Genomic DNA, 24,848 nt, shown 5'->3' with positions numbered 1-24,848 from the left:
AATACTCTGCAACAAAACTCCTTCCAAATACGAATCAAACTTTTTTTTCTTAGCTTAAGGCTAGGATAAGAAAAATATGGGTGTTCTGACTATGTTCGCCTGAACTACGTGCATCAAAACTAAGTTAGAACATCCACTGTACAGACAGAGAAGCATTTATTGGATCACCTGGCTGTATCCACATTTCGTTATAACTCTCTACATAATAAGTTTTATCAAATACGTTGTTGAGATTAAACTGATAACGAAACTTGCTATTAGGTTCGTAATAGGCATTTAGATTCACTACGCTATAGCCTGGCAATTCCAGATTCCCTTGGTCATTTTGAGTGCCGTTGCGTTTCCCAACATAAATCAGATTACCCCCTATACCTGCTTTGCGATGTTCGTTGTCGAATAATGTGTAATCAAGGCTAAGATTAGCATTGTTTCGCGGAACACTATTTAAGCGTGTACCTTTTGCAATGTTGGTGTCTTTGGTAATGATTGCATCGGTATAAGTGTAGTTGGCCAATAGGTCTAATTTTGAAAATATCTGGGTCTTGAAGCTTAACTCAACACCTTGGCTTCGTGCTTCCCCTGCCGCATATTGATAACTAGGATCATTTGGATCAGTCGTCAAAGCATTGCGTTTTTTCATATGAAATACTGCAACACTGAATAAGCTATTATCTGTAGGTTGGTATTTGGAACCCATTTCATAGCTTTCACCTTTTTCTGGAGCAAACACATTACCGCTCGTGTCAGTTCCTGTATTTAGTGCAAAAGATTTGCCATAGTTGCTATAAAATGACAAGTGATCGTTCACCTTATAATTGATGCCGAGTCGGGGTGAAATTTCATTGAAGGTTTTATTCGAATAAATACGATTGACGTAATTGTCCAAACTCTGTTTAACGTGATCTAAACGGCCACCTATTAAAATACTCCATTGATCATTCAAGAACATATGGTCTTGTAGATTCAAAGCCATATAGTCTTGTACTTCATGTGTGTTGGTGAATAGCCCCATCTCTTTGGGATAAGTCCCATATTGCGGGTGATTGACATTGATCTGGTTAACACAGTATCGGCTTGGATTGCTGTATCCACCATTGACAAATCCTGCACGTCCATTGTCGCAGCGGAACTGGCGCTGATCAAAAACTAATGTGCCGAGTTCGGCACTAACTAAAACTTCATGTTTCGCCCAAGCCGTGTCCACTTTTCCTAATAATTCAGTCTGCGCCAATCGATCGGCAGTGTAGGTATATCGCTGACGACGCTGACGGTTCAAAGTTTCACCATCAGCCTCAAAGTTTCGTGGTTCATTTGAACTTCCAGCAATTTTCCCCTGCTTGTAACTGATGGCACTGTTGAGTTTCCAGTCATCATCCAACTCATGTGCCAAATGTAGTTGATAAAACTGGTCGCTGACTTCATTCTCATCTGCAGAAGGTTCACCTGTGTAGGTTGTACGATCCATGAAGATCTGTCCCTTGTAGGCACTGATGCCACGGTCAAATAATCCTTTTTGACGGGTAATTTCACTGTCAAAATTGAGTTGAGTCTGGTCAGAAATTTTCCAACTGAGTTGAGGTGAAAAGAACCAACGTTCGCTGTTGACATAGTCACGGAAACTTTGGTTATCTTCATGTGCAACTGCAAATCTGTAAGCAACCTGATCATTAATTGGTGCGGTATATTCAAAACTACCACGATATTTTTCTTCAGTATTGGCTCTAAGATAGACCTCTCCTTGGGGTTCCCATTGTGGTTTTTTTGCAGTGATGTTGAGTAAGCCTCCCATTTCACCCCGACCGTAGAGAGCTGCGGCAGGACCTTTTAGAAAATCCATGGATTCGATATTGAGCATGTCACGTGGTGCACTTAAACCACGGTTTACGCTCAATCCATTACGGATAATAGTTGCACTTACATTAGGATCGGTTGTAAAACCACGAATCGAATAGTTGTCCCAAAAACCGCCACCATAATTATTCTGTGCGTATACACCATTAACCAGTTGAATGGCTTCATCAATCCGCTGTACGTCCTGTTGCTTCAAAATTTCTTCAGACAAAAAACTGCGACTGAATGGAATATCCACCGCATCATGTGCGAATTTTGTAGCCACCGATGTTTTAGTTTCACTTTCCTGACCATCCACTGCTTGCAGCGTAATCGTCGAAAGAACATTCGTCGATTTATCATCGCCCCATGTTAAACCTGGAAATAAAGAAAGTCCCAAAACAGAAGAAATGAAATAATTTTTGCGTTGCATAAAACGACTCAATCGAAGAGACAAAATTTAATTATTGTAATAATATAACATTACATATATGAATTTTATAGTGATCATGCCAGAAGTTAAAATATTATCTCGATTGCAATCAATTGATGCGCTACGCGGCTTGGTGATTGTGATCATGTTACTCGATCATGTTCGAGAAACTTTTTATCTCAATAAACAAGTCACAGACCCCATGAACATTATGGAGACAGAACCTGCGCTTTTTGGTAGCCGAGCCTTAGCCCACATCTGCGCGCCAATTTTTGTTTTGTTAACGGGCTTATCTGCATATTTGTATCAATTGAAGAATAATAATCTCGCAAGTACTCGCAGTTTCTTGTTCAAACGGGGTCTGTTTCTAATTCTTTTGGAACTTACTTTAGTGAACTTTGCTTGGACTGCAAAATTTCCTCCAGATATCATTTATTTACAGGTGATCTGGGCTATCGGGATCAGTATGTTGGTTTTGGCCTTATGTGTTGGGCTACCAAGAAATATTCTACTGGGTGCTGGGTTACTCATTATATTTGGGCATAACTTACTTGACCAAATCACCTTCAGAGGCATCTCTGGCTTAGAACAAATATGGTTTGTTCTGCACGAACGTGGTTGGATCGAATTTGAGACACTCAGAATACGAACATCCTATCCGGTTCTGCCATGGTTTGGTGTGATCTTTGTGGGCTATGCATTAGGTTACTTCTTTGAACCACGATTTAGTACCGCAGAGCGTCAGCGTTATTTGCTTACACTGGGTATTATTAGCATCGTTTTATTTTTGGCTTTGCGGTCAATCAATATCTATGGGGATCATCCGTGGAGCTTTTATGATTCGTGGATGATGACTGTTATGAGCTTTTTTAATCTGACGAAGTATCCGCCTTCTTTGTTATTTATTCTTTGGAATGTTGGACTTGGACTTATTTTTTTAGCGTTATTTGAAATTTTGATTAAATGGAATGCCTTTAAGCCACTGATTGTGTTTGGTTCTGTACCGATGTTTTTCTATTTGCTTCATCTATTTATACTAAAGCTATTTTATGTCATTTGTATTGCTCTGATCGGTACTACCGACGGAAATTATTTTGCAGTCAATTCAGTAGCTGCACTGTGGTTCATTACTTTACTGCTAACTGTGTTGCTCTATCCTTTGGTGGCGTGGTTCTCAAAGTTTAAGCACAAGAATAAGCAAATAACTTGGCTCAAATACTTTTAATATCAAATTCCATTGAGGCTGGTTGTTTCATGTTTTGATATAAGCATCATTTGAAGATAGAAATACCATCATATCTAGAGCTAAAAAATATCTGCTGTCATTAAAACCATATTTTAGTTTTAATAAAATTAGCATACATAATATGGATTATTCCGAATCATCCATGCAATAAAAAAGCCCAACATCCAGTTGGGCTTTTTCGTATGCGCTATTTAGGTATAACTCCTGTCGTACCTCACATCCTGGTGGTGCCACTTATGATTATTGTTTTATGTGTTGGAACTTCCTGTTCTCTATGATCTGATCATAAGAAATATATCAGGGATGACATAGACGCAATGTTCTCTAATTTATGTCAGCCTGAGCTTACAACATTGCTCAAAACTTATCCCAAGGTTTATCCGCAGAAATTGTGGATAATTTCCGAGTGGAAGCATTGAGTTCTCTAGAAAAAGTTAAAATATGATCATTCTTTAACCTATTTTGTAAAAAAAACAGATCAACCACCTTGCTCCTAAAAATAGTTCGTTCATCTGCTAAACGAACTGTCAGACGCATAAGGTTCATGATCTTTTGTTGTTTAAATTTACCTATATATCAATATATAACTTTTTGAAAATCCCAATCTATTTAAATAATAATTCATGAGCTAGACTTCAGGAAAATCTAAGTAAAATTCGATATACCTTATACGAAATTCACTTGTAATCCACAAATTAATGTTTGCTTTTAGAATACTCATTCTCGAGATTTTGCTAGCGGACGGTTTTCAAAGTTCGTGTATTTATAAGATGATCAAAATAGCTTCAATTTCAAGTTTTTAATCACTAGATGGCTGAATAATCTTGTGAACGATATGCTCATGTGTCGGTACGAGACCGGCTTTTAAGCCAAGTGGTTTAAACACCTTATCTAACACGACCTGAGTCAGTTGACCTTTGTCCTGTTCAATGTCTGTTAACGTACGCCGACTGATTCCGACCATTGCTGCATATTTTTCTTGAGATAGCCCCAATACATTTTTTCGCAAGTGGCACAGCAGTTGCCCCAAGGTAATTTTACCGAATAAATATTGCGTATATAAATCAATGAGCAATTGTTGACGGTCTAGTGGTTGATTTTCCTTTTTCATAATAGCTCCCATCGACTTAGTTTGGCTTCAATGAAGTCATATCCTAGACCAGGCATATCTATAATCGTTTGGGGAACACCTTTATTGATTAATTGCTGCTTGAGACCAATAAGTTTGCTCGCCAATGTTTTCAATGTACTTAAAGAGATATGTGGTTCACACCAGTGTGCAAGATTTTGTGTAATACCTTCCCAGCGGTATTCCCCTCCTTCCTCATACGGACTTCCCCATGTTGTTGATCTTGTCACAACTTCTGGATCGGCTTTCATCGGGGCAAAATCATAAATTGGAGCAAGAAATATTCGTCCTGATTTTTTTAGGAATGACGTATTACGACCGTGATTATCTGAGTTACCAAAAATGATATTCAGTAGATCCCTTTGTAACCACTCACAAACGAACTGCGAAGAATCAAAGTTTTTGTCCACCGATTTTAATAAGGTACAAAGCGCGTCTATGACTTCAAAATGATTCAAATGGCTCCCTGTTGTTTTATTCAATACAGAGTAAACCGACTCAAGCCCGAATCTATGCCATTGTTGATTACACCACTCTACGTCAAATCTTGGTAGCCATAACGAAGGGTATTTCTGACCTTCAATCAGCTTCATCTGAGAAGTTTCAATTGTTGTAAATCCAAGTTCATTCAGGGCATGATAAAAATGATATTCTGCTCTCAATATGTCGCAGTCTATTGCACTACGGTTATTTCGAGGGAATTTAACTAGATAATGCTGATCTGGTTCATCAAAAGAATTTTGATAGGTATCAATCCAAACTTGCTGATCCTTTGACACGCGAATCAGTAGTTTTGGAGCCTCACCACCTGCACCAGTTGCACCACCACTAATTGCACCCATTTGTTGTGCGTATTCGAGAAAATCAATATTCCGTTCCGTAACATCATCAATAGTGAACTTGCGTAAGTGCAATGTTGATTCTGAATTGATTGGTGGAACTGATTCCTTAACTCTTAAATTCCCTACAGGAGCAATTGTGCCTTTTTCCAATAAAGTAAAATCTTGTTCTGCTGGTGAAAGTTTTTGCAGACCTAAATATTGAACTAAATAACGTCGAGCAGCACCAGACGGAACAATATCATCTAAAAAACTAAACCAGACTTTCGATTCATGTTGAATAAGAATTTGAACAGGAAGTGCTAAGCTACATGCATGTTCATCTCTCTTATCTAGATAAGAAATGGCATATTCTAATTCGTAGGCTAACTCACTCGCACTTGCAGACCCTTTATGTGGCTCTAATATCTTGAGTTCTGCTATATCTAGCCATTCTGTATCGAGAAGAGCCTGAATCGTTAATTTTTTCATAAATATTAATGAGCAAATATTTTCTCAAAAATACCATAAAACCAAAAAAATGAGAATATATTTGCTCATTTATACAGTGATTCAAATTAAATGAGCAAATATATGCTCAAGCAATAGATAAAGTTTCTTCAAATACTACAAATGTAGAAGCCACACAAATTCTAGATACCCATAGCCCAACCGCCAACGCCGCTGACATAGGATTCATTTGCGACTCCTTGTTGATTTTAGAACGATATAGCACCAAGGATGTATTTCGTCAGTGCAATCGCTGTGGGAGCAAATAGCACCATGATGATTCCTGAAATAATCATAGAAAGGCTGGCAATCACACCTTCTAATTCATTTCGTTGTCTTGCACGGGCAATCCCCATGGCATGTGCGGCATTCCCCAATGCTGCCCCCGAAGCAATCTTGTTTTTGAACCGCATCCATAACAGCAGAACATCTCCCAACAACATGCCGACCAAGCCTGTAATCACGGTAAATAGTGGAATTAAGCTGATTGAACCGCCAACTTTTTCAGTCAGCACCAAAGCAAAGGGAATTGAAATAGAACGTGCCAATAGACTATTTTTCACAATGTCATCGAAATTCATCAGACTGGCCAAAAACCAGCTACTCAAAATACCCATCAACATGGCGAGGCTAGAACTTAGCATGAGTACCTTAAAGTGTTGCTGAATCATGCGGCGATAGCGAAATACAGGAATAGCAAAAGCCACAGTGATGGGACCAAGCATCGCCACCAAATACTGTGTGTAGTGGTAATAGTCTTGGAACTGATGCTGTAACATAAAAATCAGCACAATGCTCAAAACTGGGACGACAATAATCGGAGATAAATAGATTTTTTTTGTTCGAACAAAGAGCCGCTTTGCCATGAAATAACACAGTACGGTCCAAACGAAGTAAAAAAGTCCCCAGAACTCACTCATACTGTCCTTCCTGATTTAGATCTTCATGCTTTAGGAGCAACTTGACTGTATAGACGGAAGCCATCATCACCAAAGCTGTGCTGATCAAAATCACCAGCAGTATTTTCCAACCACTGATCATCAATAAGTTCTGATATTGAATTACACCGACCACAGGCGGAATAAAAAACAGCAACAACTCACCCAGTAAAAGGTCGGCACCGTAGTCAACTTGGGCTAATTTAAGCCATTTCATTTCAAGCAAAAATAACAGCAGAAAGAAGCCCAACACACCCGATGCCACGGGCAAGCTCAGCAGCTTTTGCAAGCCATAAGCACAGCCCCAGACCATCAAAATGATGATGATTTGGTAGCTTGAACTTTTGAGTTGACTGAGTTGATTTCGCATATCCAACATTAGCTTATGTCCGCATAAGCCCGTTCTTTAAATGGCTGAATCGAAACACGTTTGTAGGTTTCTAAAAAAGATTCATCCTCCAAACGTAGATCCAGATAGGTATTCAAAATTTCTTCGAGCACATCCGGAATATCTTCTGCTGGAAAAGAAGGTCCTAAAATATCGCCAATAGATGCATCGTGGTTAGAATTCCCGCCTAAAGTAATTTGATAATACTCAGCACCTTTTTTATCGACACCCAAGATACCAATATTTCCGACATGGTGATGCCCACATGCATTCATACAGCCTGAAATGTTCAGATCAACCTTACCTAAATTATATATAGTGTCTAGATCATCAAAACGACGAGCAATCGCTTCATATACTGGAATGGATTTGGCATTCGCCAATGAACAAAAATCACCGCCGGGGCAGCAAATCATGTCGGTCAAAAAACCAATATGAGCACGGGCTAGATTGGCGCGATCCAAGACTAGCCACAGTTCAAATAAATCTTTTTGTCGCACATCAGTTAAGGCTATATTTTGCTCATGCGTGGTACGGAGTTCACCAAAAGTATATTGATCAGCTAAATCTGCAATTAAACGCATTTCATCGGAAGTCATATCTCCTGATGCTACACCAGCTCTTTTTAAACTAATTGTAACTATGCGATAGCCTGCCACTTTATGTGGATGAGTATTGATATTGAACCAGTGTTTAAACTTCGGATACTGCTGGAATAAAGCTTCAAAATCATGCTGTTCTAAGTTTTCATATGTAAATGGCTGAAATACGGCATCCATTTGCTCTAACACACTTTTCTGAACTTTTAGCTGAGTCTGAGTATAGGCAAATTCAGCTTCAACTTTTTCAGCAAAACCCTCAGGAGTTAATGCTTTCACGAGAATTTTGATGCGTGCTTTATATTTATTATCGCGACGACCATGTAAGTTATATACGCGCATGATGGCATCTAAATAAGCAATTAAGTCTTCACGCGCTAAAAATTGCTTGATGACATGCCCAGCTAATGGTGTACGACCCAAACCACCACCTACTTTAATTTGATAGCCAATTTCCCCTGTTTCATTTTTTACAACATACACTCCGACATCATGGAATGTTGTCGCAGCTCGATCCTGTTCTGGGTGTGCACAAACTGCGATTTTAAATTTACGTGGCAGGAATGAAAATTCAGGATGAAAGGTGCTCCACTGGCGAATCAGTTCACAAGTTGGACGCGGATCGGTCAATTCCCCTTCAACTACACCGGCATACTGGTCTGTGGTGGTATTTCGAATGCAGTTACCACTGGTTTGAATAGAATGCATTTGTACTGTAGCCAGTTCTTGCAAAATATCAGGCACATCTTCAAGCTGTGGCCAATTGAGTTGAATGTTTTGGCGTGTCGAAATATGTGCATAACCACGATCATATTTCTGTGCAACCTCAGCCACCTTTCGTAGTTGTCGAGCATTCATAAGCCCGTAGGGTACAGCTAAACGTAACATCGGTGCATAACGCTGAATATATAAACCATTTTGTAAGCGCAACGGTCTATATTCTTCTTCGCTCAATTTTCCGTTTAAATAACGCTGTGTTTGATCTCGAAATTGTGCAACACGCTGATTCAATAAATTTTGATCAAAGTCACTATATAAAAACATATGCTACCTATCTATTTATTACGTAAATTCAAAAGTTTATTTTAAAGTTGATGAGTGAAGCGGATCAGGCGAATAAAGCTACCGACTGCCCTGACACACCATTCTGAATACAGGTCTGCATATACTCCGCATAGACCGATAATTTTTCATAAATATGCTCTGCATAGAACATATCTTCCACCAGTTGCTTGGCTTGAGGTTTTTGATAACGACCACTCACAGAGAGCAACTGCGCATTAAGATTGGAGAATCTTTCACACAATTCGGTATAGCTTTGATCTTTGCGTTTAAACATTAACTGACGCATGTCGAGTTCAGCGCTGTCCATGATTTTGTCTAATGGATCCGTTGCAATAACATGAATTTTGATCTTAAAAAACTGTTCAACTGCCGCAATTTTCTGCGTATCAAGCTTTAAATGGGTAATTAAATAAATCTGGGCGACATCTGCTCTGCATAAGGCCTTCAGCAAAGCGTAATAGAAAAATTCCACATCATCCAAATCGGTATCATGCAGGTCTAAATAAATATTCAAGGCTTGTAGAACATCATCCATTTTGATGTGCTGTTTTTTCTCGGCCTGATAGTATCGGTTTAATACATTCAGTACAGGTAGGCTTGCTTGGCTATGATAGATGGTGGTTTGATTTAAATTTCCCAGAATAAAAGGCGAAAACAAGTAAGCTAAGCTTGATTGCTCCTGCTGAATGGCCGACTGCACGATATAATCGACTTTCGCCTTGGAAAGTTCACGTAATACTTTTGCACGTAGTAGGGTGGCTTCTAAATTGACAAATTTCTGTATCAGTTGCTTTTGCAACTTTTCTGAAAAAGCACCCTGCTCTACAAGCTCAGGAATTCTATTCAGACTCTCTGTAACAAACATGTCCGCACCATCAAGATTTATTCATTTCAGACATTTTTGATTCTTTTTCAAATCAGCAGTAGCTACAAAATCGCACTGTCTGAATATAACAGAGTATTTTTATCAACTTTCTCTGTTATATTTTTTATGACGTATTCTTGTACCTACTTCTTGAATTCCCTGTCCTGCAAAATCTGGATAATTAGTCAAAGTAGGTAGTAATGGAAATGGCGATGTACGCAAAACCCGATTTACATAAAGATGCTTAAATACTGGATCAAAATTTTGCTGACGTATTTTCCATGGGTATCTTATCCGGAATCTTGACCTATCAATTTGGGCCCACTAATTTAGCTAACTAAAAAGTAGCTACAAAATACTTGGCTATTCAGCTCTATTTTCTATCTAATGAAGTTCTGGCTGAGTTTTAGCTGTAACATTACTTTTATAGATAAAAAATAGCGCGATCGCTAATAGCATAAGAGCAGCAATTCTTGATCCATCCAAAGGAATAACAGAATTATTAAACCAGCCAAAGTTATCAATAAAAACACTCATAAGTAACTGCCCGCTAATAACAGCCACAGTGGTAGCAGCAGCACCAAGTCTAGGCATAGCAAACACGACCACTAGCATATAAGTAACACCAAAAAAAGCACCTGTTAATTGCCATCTTGGTGCAGTAAATAAATTTAATGAATAGTGTGGCTCCCAAAAGAAACCTATTAAAAAGCTAACCATGGAACCCATTACAAATGTTAACCAAGCACTTTCCAATACCCCCACTTCTGAGCCAAGGCGTCCATTAATTGATGATTGGGCACACAATACCGCGCCACCAAACATTACAATGAATAACATCAAGTAAATCATGGGAAAACTCCTTATTGAATAAGCCACAATGCAGCTAAAATGGCAATTAGTGCACAAATACGATATTTATCTACAGCACGTTTACTGCTGCCTAATAAGCCCCAATGATCAATAATAAGACTGGTGGCTATTTGACCAAATAAAATGCCTACCATCGTTAAACCGACACCAATGTGAGGTGTCGCTATGGTTAAGGAAACCACATACACGGGACCGAGTATTCCACCAGCAAGTTGCCAGCGTGGTTGTTTAAATAGAAGAGTAAGTCGCGGACGGCCGAAAATTAAACCAAATGTTAGTAGAATGGAACCTATTACAAAAATTCCTAATGTAGCCCAGATATGTCCAATTTCTTCACCCAGTGGTCCAAGCAAACCCGCTTCGACAGAGAGTCCCATACCCGCAAGAACAACTAATGGAAAAATCCATAACTGCTTCATACATTATTGCCACAAAAAAAGAAGAGCAGATTGTATTTACTTGTTTAAAAAGCCACAATTAAGCAATTAATCAAAACATAATTGCTATAATAACAATAATTAATTCGTAACTAACATTCTAGGAACAGACCAAGAATGCAACTAAACGCACTACGTTATTTTGTTATGGTTGCAACCACAGGTAGCTTTGCAGCTACAGCAAAGCACTTTAAAGTTCCGCCCTCTTCTGTGTCCCGATTTATATCGGGGCTTGAACAAGAAATTGGGCAGCAACTGTTTTACCGTAATACTCGATCTGTCCGACTGACGGAAATCGGGGAAAAGTACTATGTCCAAATTAGGGATGTACTTGATACTCTTGATTTTGCTAACGAGCAGGTTGCAGGTAAGGGTTCTGGTGTAAGAGGATTAGTGCGTATTAATACAGCCGTCGCACTAGGACGGCTACATATATCCCGCATTGTGAATAAATTACAGGAGATATACCCTGATTTATCGGTAGAGTTAATCCTAACGGATACATTCATTGACCCTGTACAAGAAGGTGTCGACATAGCGATAAGGATTGGTTCATTACCAGATTCTGCATTAATAGCGAGAAAAGTCTGTGATCAGCAGTACGTATTATGTGCTAGTCCTGAATATCTTGAACGGTATGGCGTACCGGATTCACCAGAAGATCTCAAAAAACATTTATGCCTTGTTTATAAGGGGCTTTTAGGTACTCAACGGTGGTACTTCCGACAGGAACATCATGACAAACCTATTGTATTAGAACCACAAGGTACATTAACGAGTAACAATGCAGATGTCTTAGTTGCAGCGGCATTAGAAGGAAGAGGTATTGTGCTATTTCCTACTTGGATTTTTGAACATGATAGTTTCAAAAACCGAAAATTAGTTCCTTTACTGCCTGAATGGATAGGTACAGTTGATCCTCATTCTATTGGAATTCACCTTGTCTCTCCTGAAAACAGAATTCGTTCTCAAAAAGTAAGAGCCGTACTTGATTTTATATTAAAGGAAATTGGAACCCCTCCTTACTGGGATAATATCCTTGAATTTGGAAAATGATTGAAGTATCAGTATTAATTTTATTTAAAATCAAAATTATACGGCTTTAACAATTTTCTTTTAATTTGTTTATGAACCATAACATTATCGTATAAAACCAAGCCCAAAACTAAGCGGTTGGGCTTGGTTTTATGATTTATCATTTATCATTTATCATATTTCATGACACTGAGTACGTGAATGAACATAATATTTGTTATGTCGAAATCATTTGCCTTCTCATTTGATGAACAAAAAATTCAATTGATCTATTTCATCATGATGGTCTGTATCTCACTACGGAAGAATATTGATTAAGGCCAACAAGTATTTTCCACGAAATCAGCTCTAGCTTATTCGCTTGACTTTATTTAGTTTCATTCTAACTTTTAAAGCTGTACGACTCTATGGACTGAGGTTTGTGGTAAATCTACTTTTATATTTAATGGTGATCTTAAGAGCCTATTAGCATTATAAAAAATACTCTGTATCACTCTGAATTTTTGGTGAAATATGCTGCTCTACCCACGTTAACCATGCTCTGGTTTTTGCATCAATAAAATGACGAGATGGTAATAAGGTATAGACCCCAATATCTGGTGACCTCCAGTCAGATAATATTCGATGTAACCGCCCAGTACGTATAGCTTCAATCACTGTAAAGGTTGGAAGCAATGCGATGCCCATGTCTTGTAGCACCATATCCAGTAAGAGTTCTGGTGAATCTGCAATTAATGGTCCTGTAATATCGATTTGATAGGAACAACTATTTTCACTCACCAGATGCCATTGTGGTGTAATCGATGGATTCACCAATCTCAAACATGCGTGTTTTTGCAGATCATCTAATGATTTGGGTTCACCATATTTTTCTAAATAAGCTGGTGATGCACAAAGTACTGAAAATATGGTTCCAATTTGGCGAGCAACAAATCTTGAGTCAGCCAAAGATTCAGCAAGATACAGACTGACGTCAATTCCTTTACCTAAAAGATCTGGAACATTCTGCGAAGTACGATATTCAACTGTAAGTTCTGGATAGGTTTGACAGAATTCCGCCATCATTGGAGACACATAATGATGACCGAAACTTGCCATACTCAAAACACGTAGCCGTCCCTGTGGTTTGGTTGCCCTTCCCATGGCTTGAGTTTCTGCTTCATCTACCATTGCAAGCACGTGACGGCATTGTTCTGCATAAGTTGCACCAATATCGGTCAGTGCGTGCTGTCTGGTCGTTCGTTGTAGTAATTTTGTTCCTAAACGCTCTTCTAACTCGCTAACGAGCCGAGACACTTGCGCTGTTGTCAGTTCCATCTGCTCTGCCGCAGCAGTAAAGCTTCCACTATCAATCACTTTTAGAAAAGCATGCATTGCATGGAGTAATCCACCATCAAGATTTTTGCGCATAACGTAAATATCTTTTGCTTAATTACGCATTGTTGCACCAGTCTGGATCAATCACAATGACATTAATGTACATACATTGAGCAGTTTTATTGTTTACAAAGACTGATCAATTTTTTCCTAAGTATGTCATTTACTCCAAATATTCAACGGGATGTTGAGAAAATAAAGTAGCTCGAACTACAAAATTCCAAGGAGAAATAAATGAATATAGCGACAAAATTTACTCCAAATAAGATTCCAACCAAGGATGTATCACTTGAAGATAAATATCTCAGTGATGACGGTACTGCTTACATGACAGGTATTCAGGCTATGGTGCGCTTACCACTCGCGCAAACACGGCGGGATACTTTAAACGGTTATCATACTGCTGGTTTTATTTCTGGTTATCGTGGTTCCCCTGTCGGAAATTATGATAATTTTCTCTGGCAAGTTGAAGGCATACTCAAAGACCATCATGTGGTTTTTCAACCAGGTGTAAATGAAGATCTCGCTGCTACTGCAATTTGGGGTACTCAACAAGCCAATCTCGCAGGTCAAGGTAAATATGATGGCGTGACTTCTTGGTGGTATGGCAAAGGTCCTGGTGTAGACCGTTCTGGAGATGTTCTGCGTCATGCCAATCTTGCAGGAACACAAGAACGAGGCGGTGTGGTTGCCTTTTTTGGGGATGACCACTCTTGTAAATCCTCAACAGTTCCGCACCAGTCAGAACACGTCATGATCGGTTGTGGCATTCCCATTTTTTACCCGACTTCAATACAACAAATTCTAGATTTAGGTGTGCATGCGGTAGCCATGTCACGCTTTGCTGGCGTATGGACGTCAATGAAATTGGTCAGTGAAATTGTTGAAACCTCTGCTTCTGTTCATGTCGATTTAGATCGGGTGACTCCTGTATTACCTGAAAATGTTGCAATGCCTGAAGATGGAGTCAACATTCGTTGGCCTGATCACGGCATTCAACAAGAAGAACGTCTTTATAAATATCGCTTACCCGCTGTATTGGCTTATGCCCGTGAAAATGAACTGAATCAGGTCACTTGGCATTGTCCTAATGCACGTATTGGTATTGCAGCCAGTGGTAAAGGCTATTTAGATACTATTGAAGCCTTACGTATTCTAGGCATTGAAGGTGAAACAGCCCAACAGCTCGGACTCCGAGTCTATCAAGTTGCTTTAATTTGGCCTTTAGAACCACAAGGTCTGCATGAATTTGCCGAAGGTTTAGAAGAACTGATTGTTGTCGAAGAAAAACGCCCGATCCTTGAAGCACAAATTAAAGATGAGCTCTATGCACTTCCAGATGACAAACGCCCTCGTGTGATTGGTAAAGCCTGTGATGGCAAAGGTGAATGGAGTACATCTGTAGATGAAGCCCCTTTGAAGGGTTACTTTGAGTACCAACCAGAGCCCATTGCAAAAATGCTGGCAGCTCGATTCTTAAAATTAGATCTTCCAGAAAGCTTAAAAACCCAAATTCAAAATAGAGTTGAGCTACTACAAAAATCAGAACAAGAATCACAGCGTGCTTCTGATATTGCAGAACGCAAACCTTTCTTTTGTAGCGGTTGCCCCCACAATTCATCCACAGTATTACCAGAAGGTAGTCGTGCATTAGGCGGGATTGGTTGTCATTATATTGCCGTGTTACAGAATCATGGCACAGAAACGTTCACGCAAATGGGTGGCGAAGGCGTAAGTTGGGCTGGTGCTTCGCATTTCACAAATGAAAAACATATTTTTGCGAACTTAGGCGATGGAACGTATTTCCATTCAGGTTATCTAGCAATACGCCAAGCAATCGCGGCAAAACTCAATATCACCTACAAAATTCTCTATAACGATGCCGTTGCAATGACAGGTGGGCAGCATGTCGATGGTCATCTTAGCGTGGCACAGTTAACCCGACAATTGGATGCTGAAGGAATCACCAAACAAGTTATTGTTACGGATGAACCTGAGTTGATTCATGCAGAAGAAGTCATTGCACCTCACGTAGAGATCTATCATCGAAACGAACTAGATGATGTGCAACGTAAATTACGTGAAATTTCTGGGGTTACGGCGTTAATTTATGTTCAGACCTGTGCCAGTGAAAAACGTCGTCGCCGTAAACGCAATGCTTATCCAGACGTTGCAGAGCGCGTTTTTATCAATAGTGAGATTTGTGAAGGTTGCGGTGATTGTTCTAAAAAATCGAACTGTTTATCTGTCGAACCGGTTGAAACAGCGTTAGGAACAAAACGTCAAATTAATCAGAGCACTTGTAACAAAGACTTCTCTTGTGTCGAAGGTTTCTGTCCAAGTTTTGTGACCGTACATACTCGCGACATGAAACGCCAAGAAATATTTAAAGGCATTGCAGCGGGTTGGCCAGAAAAACCGATTATTCCTGAGCTTGATCAACAGCCAATCCGTATCATGGTCGGTGGTGTTGGCGGTACAGGTGTAGTTACAGAAGGTGCTTTACTTGGCATGGCTGCTCATTTGGAGGGTAAAGCTGCACGTATCATGGATATGGCTGGACTTGCTCAAAAAGGCGGTACGGTTTATTCCTACGTACAACTCGCTAGAGAAGATGATCAAATCTCTGCAACTAAAATCCCTGCGAGTCAATGTGATGTTTTAATCGGTGCAGATGCCATTGTCGCAGGGAGTAATGCGTCACTTTCTCGCTTAAAAGCGGATGCTGTTGTCATCGTCAATGAAGATGCTTCCCCTACTTCGGCTTTCCTAGAGTCTCGGGATTGGCATGCGCCAATAACAGATTTGATGAATCGAATTCGTGGTCGAACCACACAAGGAAAACTCGTCTCTGTACCTGCAACCCGTATTGCCTCTCAAGTGCTGGGTGATGCGATCTATGCAAATCAAATCTTACTTGGCATGGCTTGGCAATTAGGTCAGATTCCGTTGAAGCGTGAGAGTATTGAAAAGGCAATCCATCTTAATGGCACTGCTGCTGAAAAAAATCTTGAAGCTTTCCGCATCGGTTGTCATCTCATCAGTGACCCTGACTTGGCAAAACGCATTATTGCAACGATACCTGCAACCCATACACCCACAACCTTAGCCGAATTAGTTGAAGATCGCTCTGCTCGGTTGGTTGAGTACTGGAATCAAGATTATGCAACGCAGTATCGAACTCTAGTGGAACAAGCTGCCAAAGTATTGCCAGAAGAATTAGCGGCAACAATTGCGACACAGCTCTATAGAGTCATGGCGTATAAAGATGAATACGAAGTTGCACGCTTACTTACAGGAAAAAGCTTTAAACAATCGATTGAAACGCAGTTTGGTCAAGGTCTACGTCTAACCTATCACCTTGCTCCACCTGTTCTAGGTGCAAATGCAGCAACACACAAACGTGCTTTCGGATATTGGATGCGTATTCCGATGATGATACTTGCTCGTCTACAATGGCTTCGAGAAACTTTCCTTGATCCATTTGCTATACAGCAAGAACGTCAAAGAGAACATGCTTGGCGTGATCGTTATATCACATTTGTAAAAGACATGAGTGCTGCACCTGAAAGTTATGACTTAGCTGTCGCTAAACAAATCGCTGAATTACCTGCAGATGTACGCGGTTTTGGTCATATCAAAATGCAAGCGATGGAAACAGCGGTAAAACGTTGGGATGAACTTGCATTGAGTTTACGTAAAGAAAATGAATAGCAAAGTGTTTAGATAAATAAGTAGCTGATACAGGATCACACAGAGGTTGTATTGATTAGGTTCAGCTACTTGAGGTTTATTATTTAATGCATGTAAATATTGTAAATGCGGTCTTAAACCACTTTTTTACTGAGTCATATGAAATAGCCCATCTAATATGGGCTATTTATTTTTACTTTATGCTACTTTAAGTTTGTCATGCGACTTATAAGATTCCAGTAATTCTGGATGAAGATTGAAATAATTTCGAACAATCACCAAAGCCTCATCAATCTCAAGTACATAGTTTTCGATGAGCTTATCCGATAGATTGTTTGTCAGCTCCATGAAATTCGCTAGCAACATTTTCGTACTAGCATAAAGACGTTTCGAGTGTTGTTCAATCAGGTCTAATTGTACTGGACTCATTTCTTTATCTTTCATTAAAACTGAGTAATTCAGTTTGAAATCCTGATAAAAACCAACTTCTCCAATCATGACTTTAAGTAAGCGCGTCACTTTTTCAATATCATTATGTGCGCCTGCGGTCACGCCAACGGCGTTATAGTAAAGCTCTTCATTTACCATCCCGCCATATAGCTGCATAATCTGTAACTCGTAATCATAGAGAGATTCTAACTTCAACTCTTTTTCTTTACTTAGTACAAAACCCAATGCCCCCATTTTAGAGACAGATTCAGTAGAAATTTTGATGACATCGATGTGTTCATGAAGATGTTTTAAGTCTCCTTTGCTTTTTAGTAAAGCCTCGTGTAACTGCATAATGAAATGCCCAGATTCATGACGTGCAATCAATACGCGTTTTTCTAGCATATTGGCTGTGGTTTCACGGTCAGTTAAGCCCACTGCAACACGCTCAAAAGCCTGCATTAAAATATCTTGAGAAACCGCAGTACGCTCCTGTAATGCAATTAAGGATGCACGACCAACCAGAGTTTCCAAAATAGCGGGACTCATTGAACTTGATACACTGGCGATTTTATTGAGGTCTAGGTCAGTACTTACTTTGTTACTATCCAACTTACTGATTAAACGGGAAAGAATCTCTCGACGTTCTTCAAAGTTAGGTAAGCGGAAGTTAATTTTAAGATGGAAACGACGCAACATTGCATCATCCATTTGAATTTTATGTTCATCCATATTGGATGCCACAATCCATATAATTTCAGATTTAGTTGTATTCACACCATCTAAAAGTGCTAACAATGCGTTGATGGTATCGCGTTCCCAATCTTTCACGCCTGAATGTGTTCTGCTCATAAGCAATGATTCAGCTTCATCTAAAAAGATGATCGCACGTTTTGACGTAGATGCTTTTTTTACGAGGTTCTTTAAAGCTTTTGGACCACCACCTACATAGCCACTTTGCAGGCTTGCAGCGGATTGATAAATAAGAGGGATATCCAGTCGTTTTGCTAAACAACGAGCAATTTTGGTTTTACCCACACCAGCAGGTCCAGTCATCATGATATTGAACTTTTTGGTGACATTGTACTGCGCGTAAAGTTCCTGATTTCGGATCATATCTTCGATTTGTAGTAGTTCCGCCTTAATATCTTGCAGGCCAACTAAATCATCCAAATCATCTTTGATGTCTTTCGGCTCAACACGATTTGCAGAAGTCGCCAAACTACGGTTTTGAAAGTAAATAAAGCCCCAGAGGATTAAGCCGATAAAGACCAAGTTAATTACAGTGCCCAAAGCACCACTGCCACTACCTTCAACTGCGGGTTCTTTTACAACCAACGGATCTTTTGGAACACCAAGTCGCTTATGAATATCTTTCATGCTTTCTGTATATTGCCAATCGATATTCTTATTTTTGGAATAATACGGCTCAAAAGTATTTTTCAAATACGTTGAATACAGTTCATAGCTCACACCTTCATAGACAGTAATCTCTTTCTTATTTTTTTGTTTCACAAAGATTGCTTTACTTGAATAAGAGATTGGGCTAACAACAATGAATTTTGTTGTATTGGCTAATTCTGCACTGTTTAACTTGAACAGATCATCCGCAGTTTTCAAATTATAGTATTGTGCCTGTTCAGCTAGTTTTTCATTTTTAACCACAGTCCTATTATAAGCGACTGCTAAGCCAGCACATATCAAGCAGAAAAGTAAAATATGCAATAAATACGTCTTCAATTGCTTAACAACTTTAGACAGCAACACTTTAATTTTCTTCATACAACACATCACCCACAAGTTTTACATACAAATGAATACTCAAATTTTTGAGTTCTTGACAAAAAAAAGAACGTAATTGATTTTCCTGAGAAAAAACAATTTCTTGCCTGTCATTCATCTGTTTTAAGCAAAAAAGCCATTCGGGCATAGAATCACATGAAATAGTCAGCTATGCAATTTTCAATATATTTAGGTACAAAAAATTGATATTCAAACAGTTAAAAATATTTGTATATTCCATATAAGTGTTTGATAAGTTTATTTTTATTATCTCTGTTGGCTTCTTGGATATTCACAATTAAATGCCTTATATATATTTTGAATATACAAGGCATTTTTTGCCCAGAGTGATAAATCGACATCATTTTTGCCATATGGAATACGAATTCCTGTGGTTAGATTTAACACGCCATAACTTAGAATTTTAGAATAAATTGAATTATTCACATCCGAATAAACTTCTGAGCGCCAACCATAGTTGACCAAGCTATAGTGTTGCACATTGGAAAATACATCATGTTGATGCAGAGCCGCAGCACGTTGAAGAGTTTTTAGCGAAACTCAATCAACAAGAGGGTCATCACCTTGAAAAGGTGGCTACAGCAACCATTTAATTTATTCAATTGTGTGTTTTCGGGCATTACTATTTGTTCAGAGATGAGTTCTACTTACCCACGATAGAACAATTGCAAGACAATATTCAAAACACAGTGCATTTATTTTTAAATGGTTATCGGACTTGTCTACTCAACAGCCCTTCAAATCATGAGAGGACTGTTATTATTTAAGAATATGGCTACCACGCCATTTCATTCCCCTGAAAATCAATAAACTTTTGTTCAGTCTTACCAAGAAAGCCTTCTATCAAACTTACAATTCCTGCGGTGCTCTCTTTCACAGTTACAGGTGCAAGGCTGCCACCCATTTCAGTTTGAACCCAACCTGGATGTAAATTTAGAACACCAATTTGCGCAGGAATTGCCTCCTTTTGTGCAAAGCCACGGGTAATACTGTTCAGTGCTGCCTTACTGGCACGATACAATTCCATACTGCCATCTTCGTTTAAAGTAATACTGCCCATGATTGAGCTCATAAATGCAATTACGCTGTTTGCTTTCATTAGAAGAAGGAACTTTCTGGCAATGGTTACAGGTGCAATACTATTGACCCAAAACAGATTCGCAATTTCATTTGGGGTACACTGCTCCACGCGTTGATGTTCTGGTCCTAAAATACCCGCAGAAACCAACAATAGATTAATGGAATGCTCAGGATATTTACTGATAATGCTGTCCGCAGTTTGTACATTGCTTAAATCTAACTCAGCCAATTCTAGTTTGTCTGGATGCTCTGAAAGCAGTTGCTTCAGATCGGCAGGCACTTGGGTTATATCTCGGATAGTCGCGATTACACTCCAATGCTGATTGAGTAGCTCACGCACCAGCCCTAAACCAATCCCTCTTGAAGTCCCCACCACAATTGCACGTTTATTTTCATTAGACATAAAATGTTCCTATTCATTCTTTATTTCATGGTGAAAAAACACCTTTAAAGGTTGAAGTCATTTACAGGCATCAAACCTTTAGACGCTATCTGATCTTAACAAGTGTTTCATGCACTGGATTATTTTTCTTCATAAAAAAATAGGATGACAATACGTCTTTATCAATCTAGCCTCTTTGCTAGAAGCACTCATGTATTCTTTCGTTATTTCCATTTCTAAAATGTTGAGTATGGGTATATTATCCCGCACGGTTGATGATTGATTTAATGCTAGTATGAAGAATTCGTTTTCTGACAATAAGCAAGTTAAGGTAGTTTCTACCTTTTCTGAACTCGTGAATTCACCTTTCCAAGGAACCATGAATGCGATTTGTTGGTCTAGAAATTTAGTTGGCGATTTTCAAGAGATCGTAGCTAAACTTGAATTAAAAGAAAATATGACCGAAATATCTGTTGATGACCTTTTAGCACTGCAACTTTCAGAAAAAGGCAATTTGGCGAGGGACATTCTCTTAAGTGATATTCAGTTATTAACTGATTTTGGAGCATCTCCTTCACTTAATTTGTTGAAATGTTACGAACGAGATGACGAACTAGATTTCATTTCAACCGATGTCTATTCGTATCATGTTGATCGTTCTCCCATCGCTACGGATACTTTTTTATGTACTTATCATGGTGCAGCAAGTGATATTTTGCCCAATGATCAGGTCGAGCAAAAAATTTCAATTCCAGAAATAAGGGAAAAACTCAAAGAATTACATGAGGGTTCAGAAGCTGAATTTGAAGCTTTCCTTGAAGAGTATTTCTTTGATTTACATTATCAACCTAAACCCAATGCCATACCTATAAATTTAGGTATAGGACATCTTTGGCGCTTGGCAGTAGATCATCCAACACAGCAAGTCCTACCTTGTGTACATAGAGCACCTATTGAAAAGGATGGCGTGTATAGACTGCTCTTGATTTGTTGAATTTTTATCATTACTTAGAAATGAAGTTTATTTTTATTAGATCAAAGGGCATGATCTAAATCTATAAATAAAAGCCTTTGACCAGCTTAAAGTAAAAAGAGCATCAACTTTGATGCTCTTTTTGTTTCAAAACGGATTGTTTCAACCCTTATTTTTTTGGAGCGGATTGATTCATATTAGAATGGTCCATTTTTGAGTGATCCATGTCCATCATTTTAGAATGATCCATCTCAGACATCTCTGCCATTTGGGTATGTTGGCTATGGTCTTGTTGCATTTTCTCCATAGTTTTCATATCACACGGTTCTGGGCATTTCTCCTGCATTTTAGCCTTGGCTGGAGTTTGAGCTACTGCAGGCTTAGCCTCCGCTGCCCAAGATTGGGTACCCATCACTAAAGCACCAACACACATGAAAGTGGTTAAACCACAGCGAAACATCATTTTCATTTTTTGCTCCAAAAATTAACTTTCTTCCCCTAACATATCCCTGAGTGATAAACATCTAAGTGACATGAAAATGACATTTTTGTAATCTACGTAAAATCACCTATTTATCACGCTATTATGATAGTCAGGTGTGATATGGGATTTTGTCTATGAGAATCTTATTGGTTGAAGATGAACAAAAAACTGGGGATTACCTGAAGCAAGGGTTGACTGAAGCAGGCTATATTACCGACTGGGTCACAGATGGATTATCGGGCAAGTATCAAGCGCTTTCTGAAGAATATGACCTGATTATTTTGGATGTGATGTTACCTAAACTAGATGGTTGGAGCATCATTCAAGATATCCGAAAAAGTGGTAAAACCATGCCGATTCTGTTTCTATCTGCTCGTGATCAAATTGAAGATCGAGTCAAAGGTTTAGATTTAGGTGCAGATGATTACTTGGTCAAACCTTTTGCTTTTGCCGAATTACTGGCTCGAATAAAAAGTCTTCTGCGGCGCGGGCAACAAAAAGAAGACAGCAATATTATTACCATTGCGGATCTTGAGCTTGATCTGCGTAAACGGCGTGTCACACGGGCGGGACAACGCATTGACCTGACGGCAAAAGAGTTTGCACTGATGGAATTATTTATGCGTAGGCGTGGAGAAATCCTACCTAGAGCGCTGATTGCATCGCAAATCTGGGATATGAACTTTGATAGCGATACCAATGTTGTCGAAGTCGCGATTAAACGCTTAAGAAATAAAATTGACAGTGACTTTAGCCCTAAACTGATTCAGAACATACGTGGTATGGGCTATGTGCTAGAGATAGAAGATGACTCATAAATTGTTGAATGCAATCAGCTTTCGTATTGCACTCGTCTTTTCCATTTCCACTATTATTATCTTAATGATTATGGGGTTGGTCATTCATCAACTTGTAATGCATCATTTTGAAATGCAAGACAGAACGCAGTTAGAGGGCAAAATTCAACTGGTTGAAAACTTATTGGCTCAAAATCCTTCTAGTGCACAAGAGCTCAATTTATATTTAAAAGATGCCTTAGTTGGTCATCATGATTTAATCGTTCAGATTGAGCGCCCCTCTGGGGAAATTATCTTTAGTTCGGCACCGACCGTCATTGATTCTAAAGTGCTCACCAAGTCCCCCAAAAACACATGGGTAGAATGGCGGAATCAAAATAAAGTCTATCGTGGGCTGGTCTATAAGAAATCTTTTGAGCAAAATCTTATGGTTCCATCAGCTCAAATTATTGTTGGGGTAGATACTTCTGAACATCTACATTTTTTAAATAATTTTAGACAACAGCTACTTTATATAGGCTTAGTCGGTACACTCTGTTTAATGTTCTTTGGTTGGCTTGCTGCATGGCGAGGTCTTCGCCCTGTTCAAAACATGGCAAGAGTTGCAGAAGGTATTTCAGCCCAACATCTGTCTGAACGTTTAGAAGTCGACCATACTCCAACCGAATTGAGATCACTCGCCATCGCTTTTAACGAGATGCTAGATCGACTAGAAATAGCGGTGGAAAAACTGTCCGACTTTTCATCGGATCTTGCACATGAAATTCGAACGCCAATTAACAACTTGATGACTCAAACACAAGTTTGTTTATCGCGTAGCCGAAATATTCAGACTTATCAGGAAGTTCTTTTTTCAAATTTAGAAGAGTTTGAACGTTTAGCCCGTATGATTTCGGATATGCTTTTTCTTGCTAAAGCAGAGCATGGATTACATTTACCCAATTTACAACAAGTGAATTTAGAACAAGAAGTTGCCGCTTTGTTTGACTTTTATGATGCAATCGCTGCTGAAAAAAATATGTCTTTAAGCCAAAGTGGTTCTGCCAATGTACAGGGTGATCCGTTAATGCTGCGCCGTGCACTGAGTAATTTGCTATCGAATGCGATTAAATATGGTAAGCCAGATTCCACCATTAACATCAACTGCGAGCAAAACACAGAGACCACAATTTTTAAAATTGAAAATGAATGCCCCCCTTTATCACAAGAACAGTTGAGTCGGCTATTCGATCGGTTTTATCGCACCGATGCATCTCGACAGCGCGTTGAAGAAGGGACAGGCTTAGGACTGGCTATTACTAAATCTATTCTTGATGTACATAGAGCAACCATCCAAGCCGATTATCAAAACGGACATATTATTTTTACAATCACCTTTAAAAATTAACGCGTTGCTGTTTTTGCTTTTTAGACATTCCTTATTCTCACAGGAATGTCCGAAGAAGCTGTTCACAATCATGCAGGAAATGGCTTGATAAACCTGAATGGTTAGGTTCCCTTTCAAGAGAATTTAGACACTTTCTACGCACTCATTTTAAAAAGTATTGTAATAACAAAATTTTATCTATTTGATCTACAAGTCTATAGGGTTCCGCAAAGTGTACTCAGTTCCCTGTCCACCACCGAAAATGACAAAAATGTAATTTTGAAGTCATCGAGGCGTT

At 39.1% G+C, this 24,848-nt stretch carries 19 protein-coding genes; 6 read left to right on the top strand and 13 right to left on the bottom strand.

The window, feature by feature from the left end; translation table 11 throughout:
• Nucleotides 1-124 precede the first annotated feature (124 nt).
• Nucleotides 125-2,263 carry a TonB-dependent siderophore receptor gene (locus MKI85_RS06775; RefSeq protein ID WP_241626220.1) on the bottom strand — a complete coding sequence of 713 codons (2,139 nt, stop codon included), beginning with the start codon at nt 2,261-2,263 and terminating at the stop codon, nt 125-127.
• Between the two features lie 76 nt (nt 2,264-2,339).
• Here MKI85_RS06775 and MKI85_RS06770 point away from each other — a divergent pair, with 76 nt between their 5' ends.
• Nucleotides 2,340-3,488, top strand: coding sequence for a DUF1624 domain-containing protein (locus MKI85_RS06770; RefSeq protein ID WP_241626218.1), 1,149 nt, complete (start codon nt 2,340-2,342; stop codon nt 3,486-3,488).
• A gap of 820 nt (nt 3,489-4,308) precedes the next feature.
• On the opposite strand, the gene MKI85_RS06765 is transcribed toward MKI85_RS06770, so the two are convergent.
• From MKI85_RS06765 to MKI85_RS06725, 8 genes are all read right to left on the bottom strand, one after another.
• Nucleotides 4,309-4,632, bottom strand: coding sequence for a helix-turn-helix domain-containing protein (locus MKI85_RS06765; RefSeq protein ID WP_413350968.1), 324 nt, complete (start codon nt 4,630-4,632; stop codon nt 4,309-4,311).
• Entirely contained in the window at nt 4,617-5,948 is a 1,332-nt protein-coding gene (locus MKI85_RS06760) for a type II toxin-antitoxin system HipA family toxin (RefSeq protein ID WP_241626214.1), read from the bottom strand. The genes MKI85_RS06765 and MKI85_RS06760 overlap by 16 nt, the downstream gene beginning before the upstream one ends.
• A 227-nt stretch (nt 5,949-6,175) precedes the next feature.
• Nucleotides 6,176-6,886 (bottom strand): LrgB family protein, encoded by a 711-nt coding sequence (locus MKI85_RS06755; protein ID WP_241626213.1) that lies wholly within the window; start codon nt 6,884-6,886, stop codon nt 6,176-6,178.
• Nucleotides 6,879-7,283 (bottom strand): CidA/LrgA family protein, encoded by a 405-nt coding sequence (locus MKI85_RS06750; protein ID WP_241626211.1) that lies wholly within the window; start codon nt 7,281-7,283, stop codon nt 6,879-6,881. Before MKI85_RS06750 ends, MKI85_RS06755 begins: the two co-directional genes overlap by 8 nt.
• Nucleotides 7,283-8,935 (bottom strand): nitrite/sulfite reductase, encoded by a 1,653-nt coding sequence (locus tag MKI85_RS06745; RefSeq protein ID WP_241626209.1) that lies wholly within the window; start codon nt 8,933-8,935, stop codon nt 7,283-7,285. The genes MKI85_RS06750 and MKI85_RS06745 overlap by 1 nt, the downstream gene beginning before the upstream one ends.
• A 64-nt stretch (nt 8,936-8,999) precedes the next feature.
• Nucleotides 9,000-9,821, bottom strand: coding sequence for a hypothetical protein (locus MKI85_RS06740; protein WP_241626207.1), 822 nt, complete (start codon nt 9,819-9,821; stop codon nt 9,000-9,002).
• 384 nt (nt 9,822-10,205) lie between these two features.
• Nucleotides 10,206-10,673, bottom strand: coding sequence for a DMT family transporter (locus MKI85_RS06730; protein WP_241626204.1), 468 nt, complete (start codon nt 10,671-10,673; stop codon nt 10,206-10,208).
• Between the two features lie 11 nt (nt 10,674-10,684).
• A complete protein-coding gene (locus MKI85_RS06725; RefSeq protein WP_241626202.1) occupies nt 10,685-11,113 on the bottom strand; it encodes a DMT family transporter in 429 nt (142 codons plus the stop codon).
• 135 nt (nt 11,114-11,248) lie between these two features.
• Here MKI85_RS06725 and MKI85_RS06720 point away from each other — a divergent pair, with 135 nt between their 5' ends.
• On the top strand, nt 11,249-12,187 hold the full coding sequence (locus tag MKI85_RS06720; RefSeq protein WP_241626200.1) for a LysR family transcriptional regulator: 939 nt from the start codon (nt 11,249-11,251) through the stop codon (nt 12,185-12,187).
• A 450-nt stretch (nt 12,188-12,637) separates the two neighbouring features.
• Here MKI85_RS06720 and MKI85_RS06715 read toward each other — a convergent pair whose 3' ends face one another.
• Complete coding sequence (locus MKI85_RS06715; RefSeq protein WP_241626198.1) at nt 12,638-13,576, bottom strand: LysR family transcriptional regulator; 939 nt, start codon at nt 13,574-13,576, stop codon at nt 12,638-12,640.
• Between the two features lie 201 nt (nt 13,577-13,777).
• Between MKI85_RS06715 and MKI85_RS06710 the strand changes: the two genes are divergently transcribed.
• Nucleotides 13,778-17,257, top strand: coding sequence for an indolepyruvate ferredoxin oxidoreductase family protein (locus tag MKI85_RS06710; RefSeq protein WP_241626196.1), 3,480 nt, complete (start codon nt 13,778-13,780; stop codon nt 17,255-17,257).
• 177 nt (nt 17,258-17,434) lie between these two features.
• Here MKI85_RS06710 and MKI85_RS06705 read toward each other — a convergent pair whose 3' ends face one another.
• Together MKI85_RS06705 and MKI85_RS06700 are read right to left on the bottom strand one after the other, a co-directional pair.
• Nucleotides 17,435-19,447, bottom strand: a complete 2,013-nt coding sequence (locus MKI85_RS06705) for an AAA family ATPase (RefSeq protein ID WP_241626194.1) — start codon at nt 19,445-19,447, stop codon at nt 17,435-17,437.
• Between the two features lie 796 nt (nt 19,448-20,243).
• Entirely contained in the window at nt 20,244-20,951 is a 708-nt protein-coding gene (locus MKI85_RS06700; protein ID WP_241626192.1) for an SDR family NAD(P)-dependent oxidoreductase, read from the bottom strand.
• A 274-nt stretch (nt 20,952-21,225) separates the two neighbouring features.
• On the opposite strand from MKI85_RS06700, the gene MKI85_RS06695 reads away from it, so the two are divergent.
• Complete coding sequence (locus MKI85_RS06695) at nt 21,226-21,924, top strand: DUF1826 domain-containing protein (protein ID WP_241626190.1); 699 nt, start codon at nt 21,226-21,228, stop codon at nt 21,922-21,924.
• A 148-nt stretch (nt 21,925-22,072) separates the two neighbouring features.
• Here MKI85_RS06695 and MKI85_RS06690 read toward each other — a convergent pair whose 3' ends face one another.
• Nucleotides 22,073-22,372, bottom strand: a complete 300-nt coding sequence (locus tag MKI85_RS06690; RefSeq protein ID WP_241626188.1) for a hypothetical protein — start codon at nt 22,370-22,372, stop codon at nt 22,073-22,075.
• Nucleotides 22,373-22,521: 149 nt separating this feature from the next.
• On the opposite strand from MKI85_RS06690, the gene MKI85_RS06685 reads away from it, so the two are divergent.
• A complete protein-coding gene (locus MKI85_RS06685) occupies nt 22,522-23,205 on the top strand; it encodes a heavy metal response regulator transcription factor (RefSeq protein ID WP_241626186.1) in 684 nt (227 codons plus the stop codon).
• Complete coding sequence (locus tag MKI85_RS06680; protein ID WP_241626184.1) at nt 23,195-24,571, top strand: heavy metal sensor histidine kinase; 1,377 nt, start codon at nt 23,195-23,197, stop codon at nt 24,569-24,571. Before MKI85_RS06685 ends, MKI85_RS06680 begins: the two co-directional genes overlap by 11 nt.
• Nucleotides 24,572-24,848 lie beyond the last annotated feature (277 nt).

The sequence above is a fragment of the Acinetobacter zhairuonensis genome (genome assembly GCF_022601715.1).
In the GTDB taxonomy this organism is placed as follows: Bacteria; Pseudomonadota; Gammaproteobacteria; order Pseudomonadales; family Moraxellaceae; genus Acinetobacter.
This window is presented reverse-complemented; position numbering and strand designations above follow the sequence as displayed.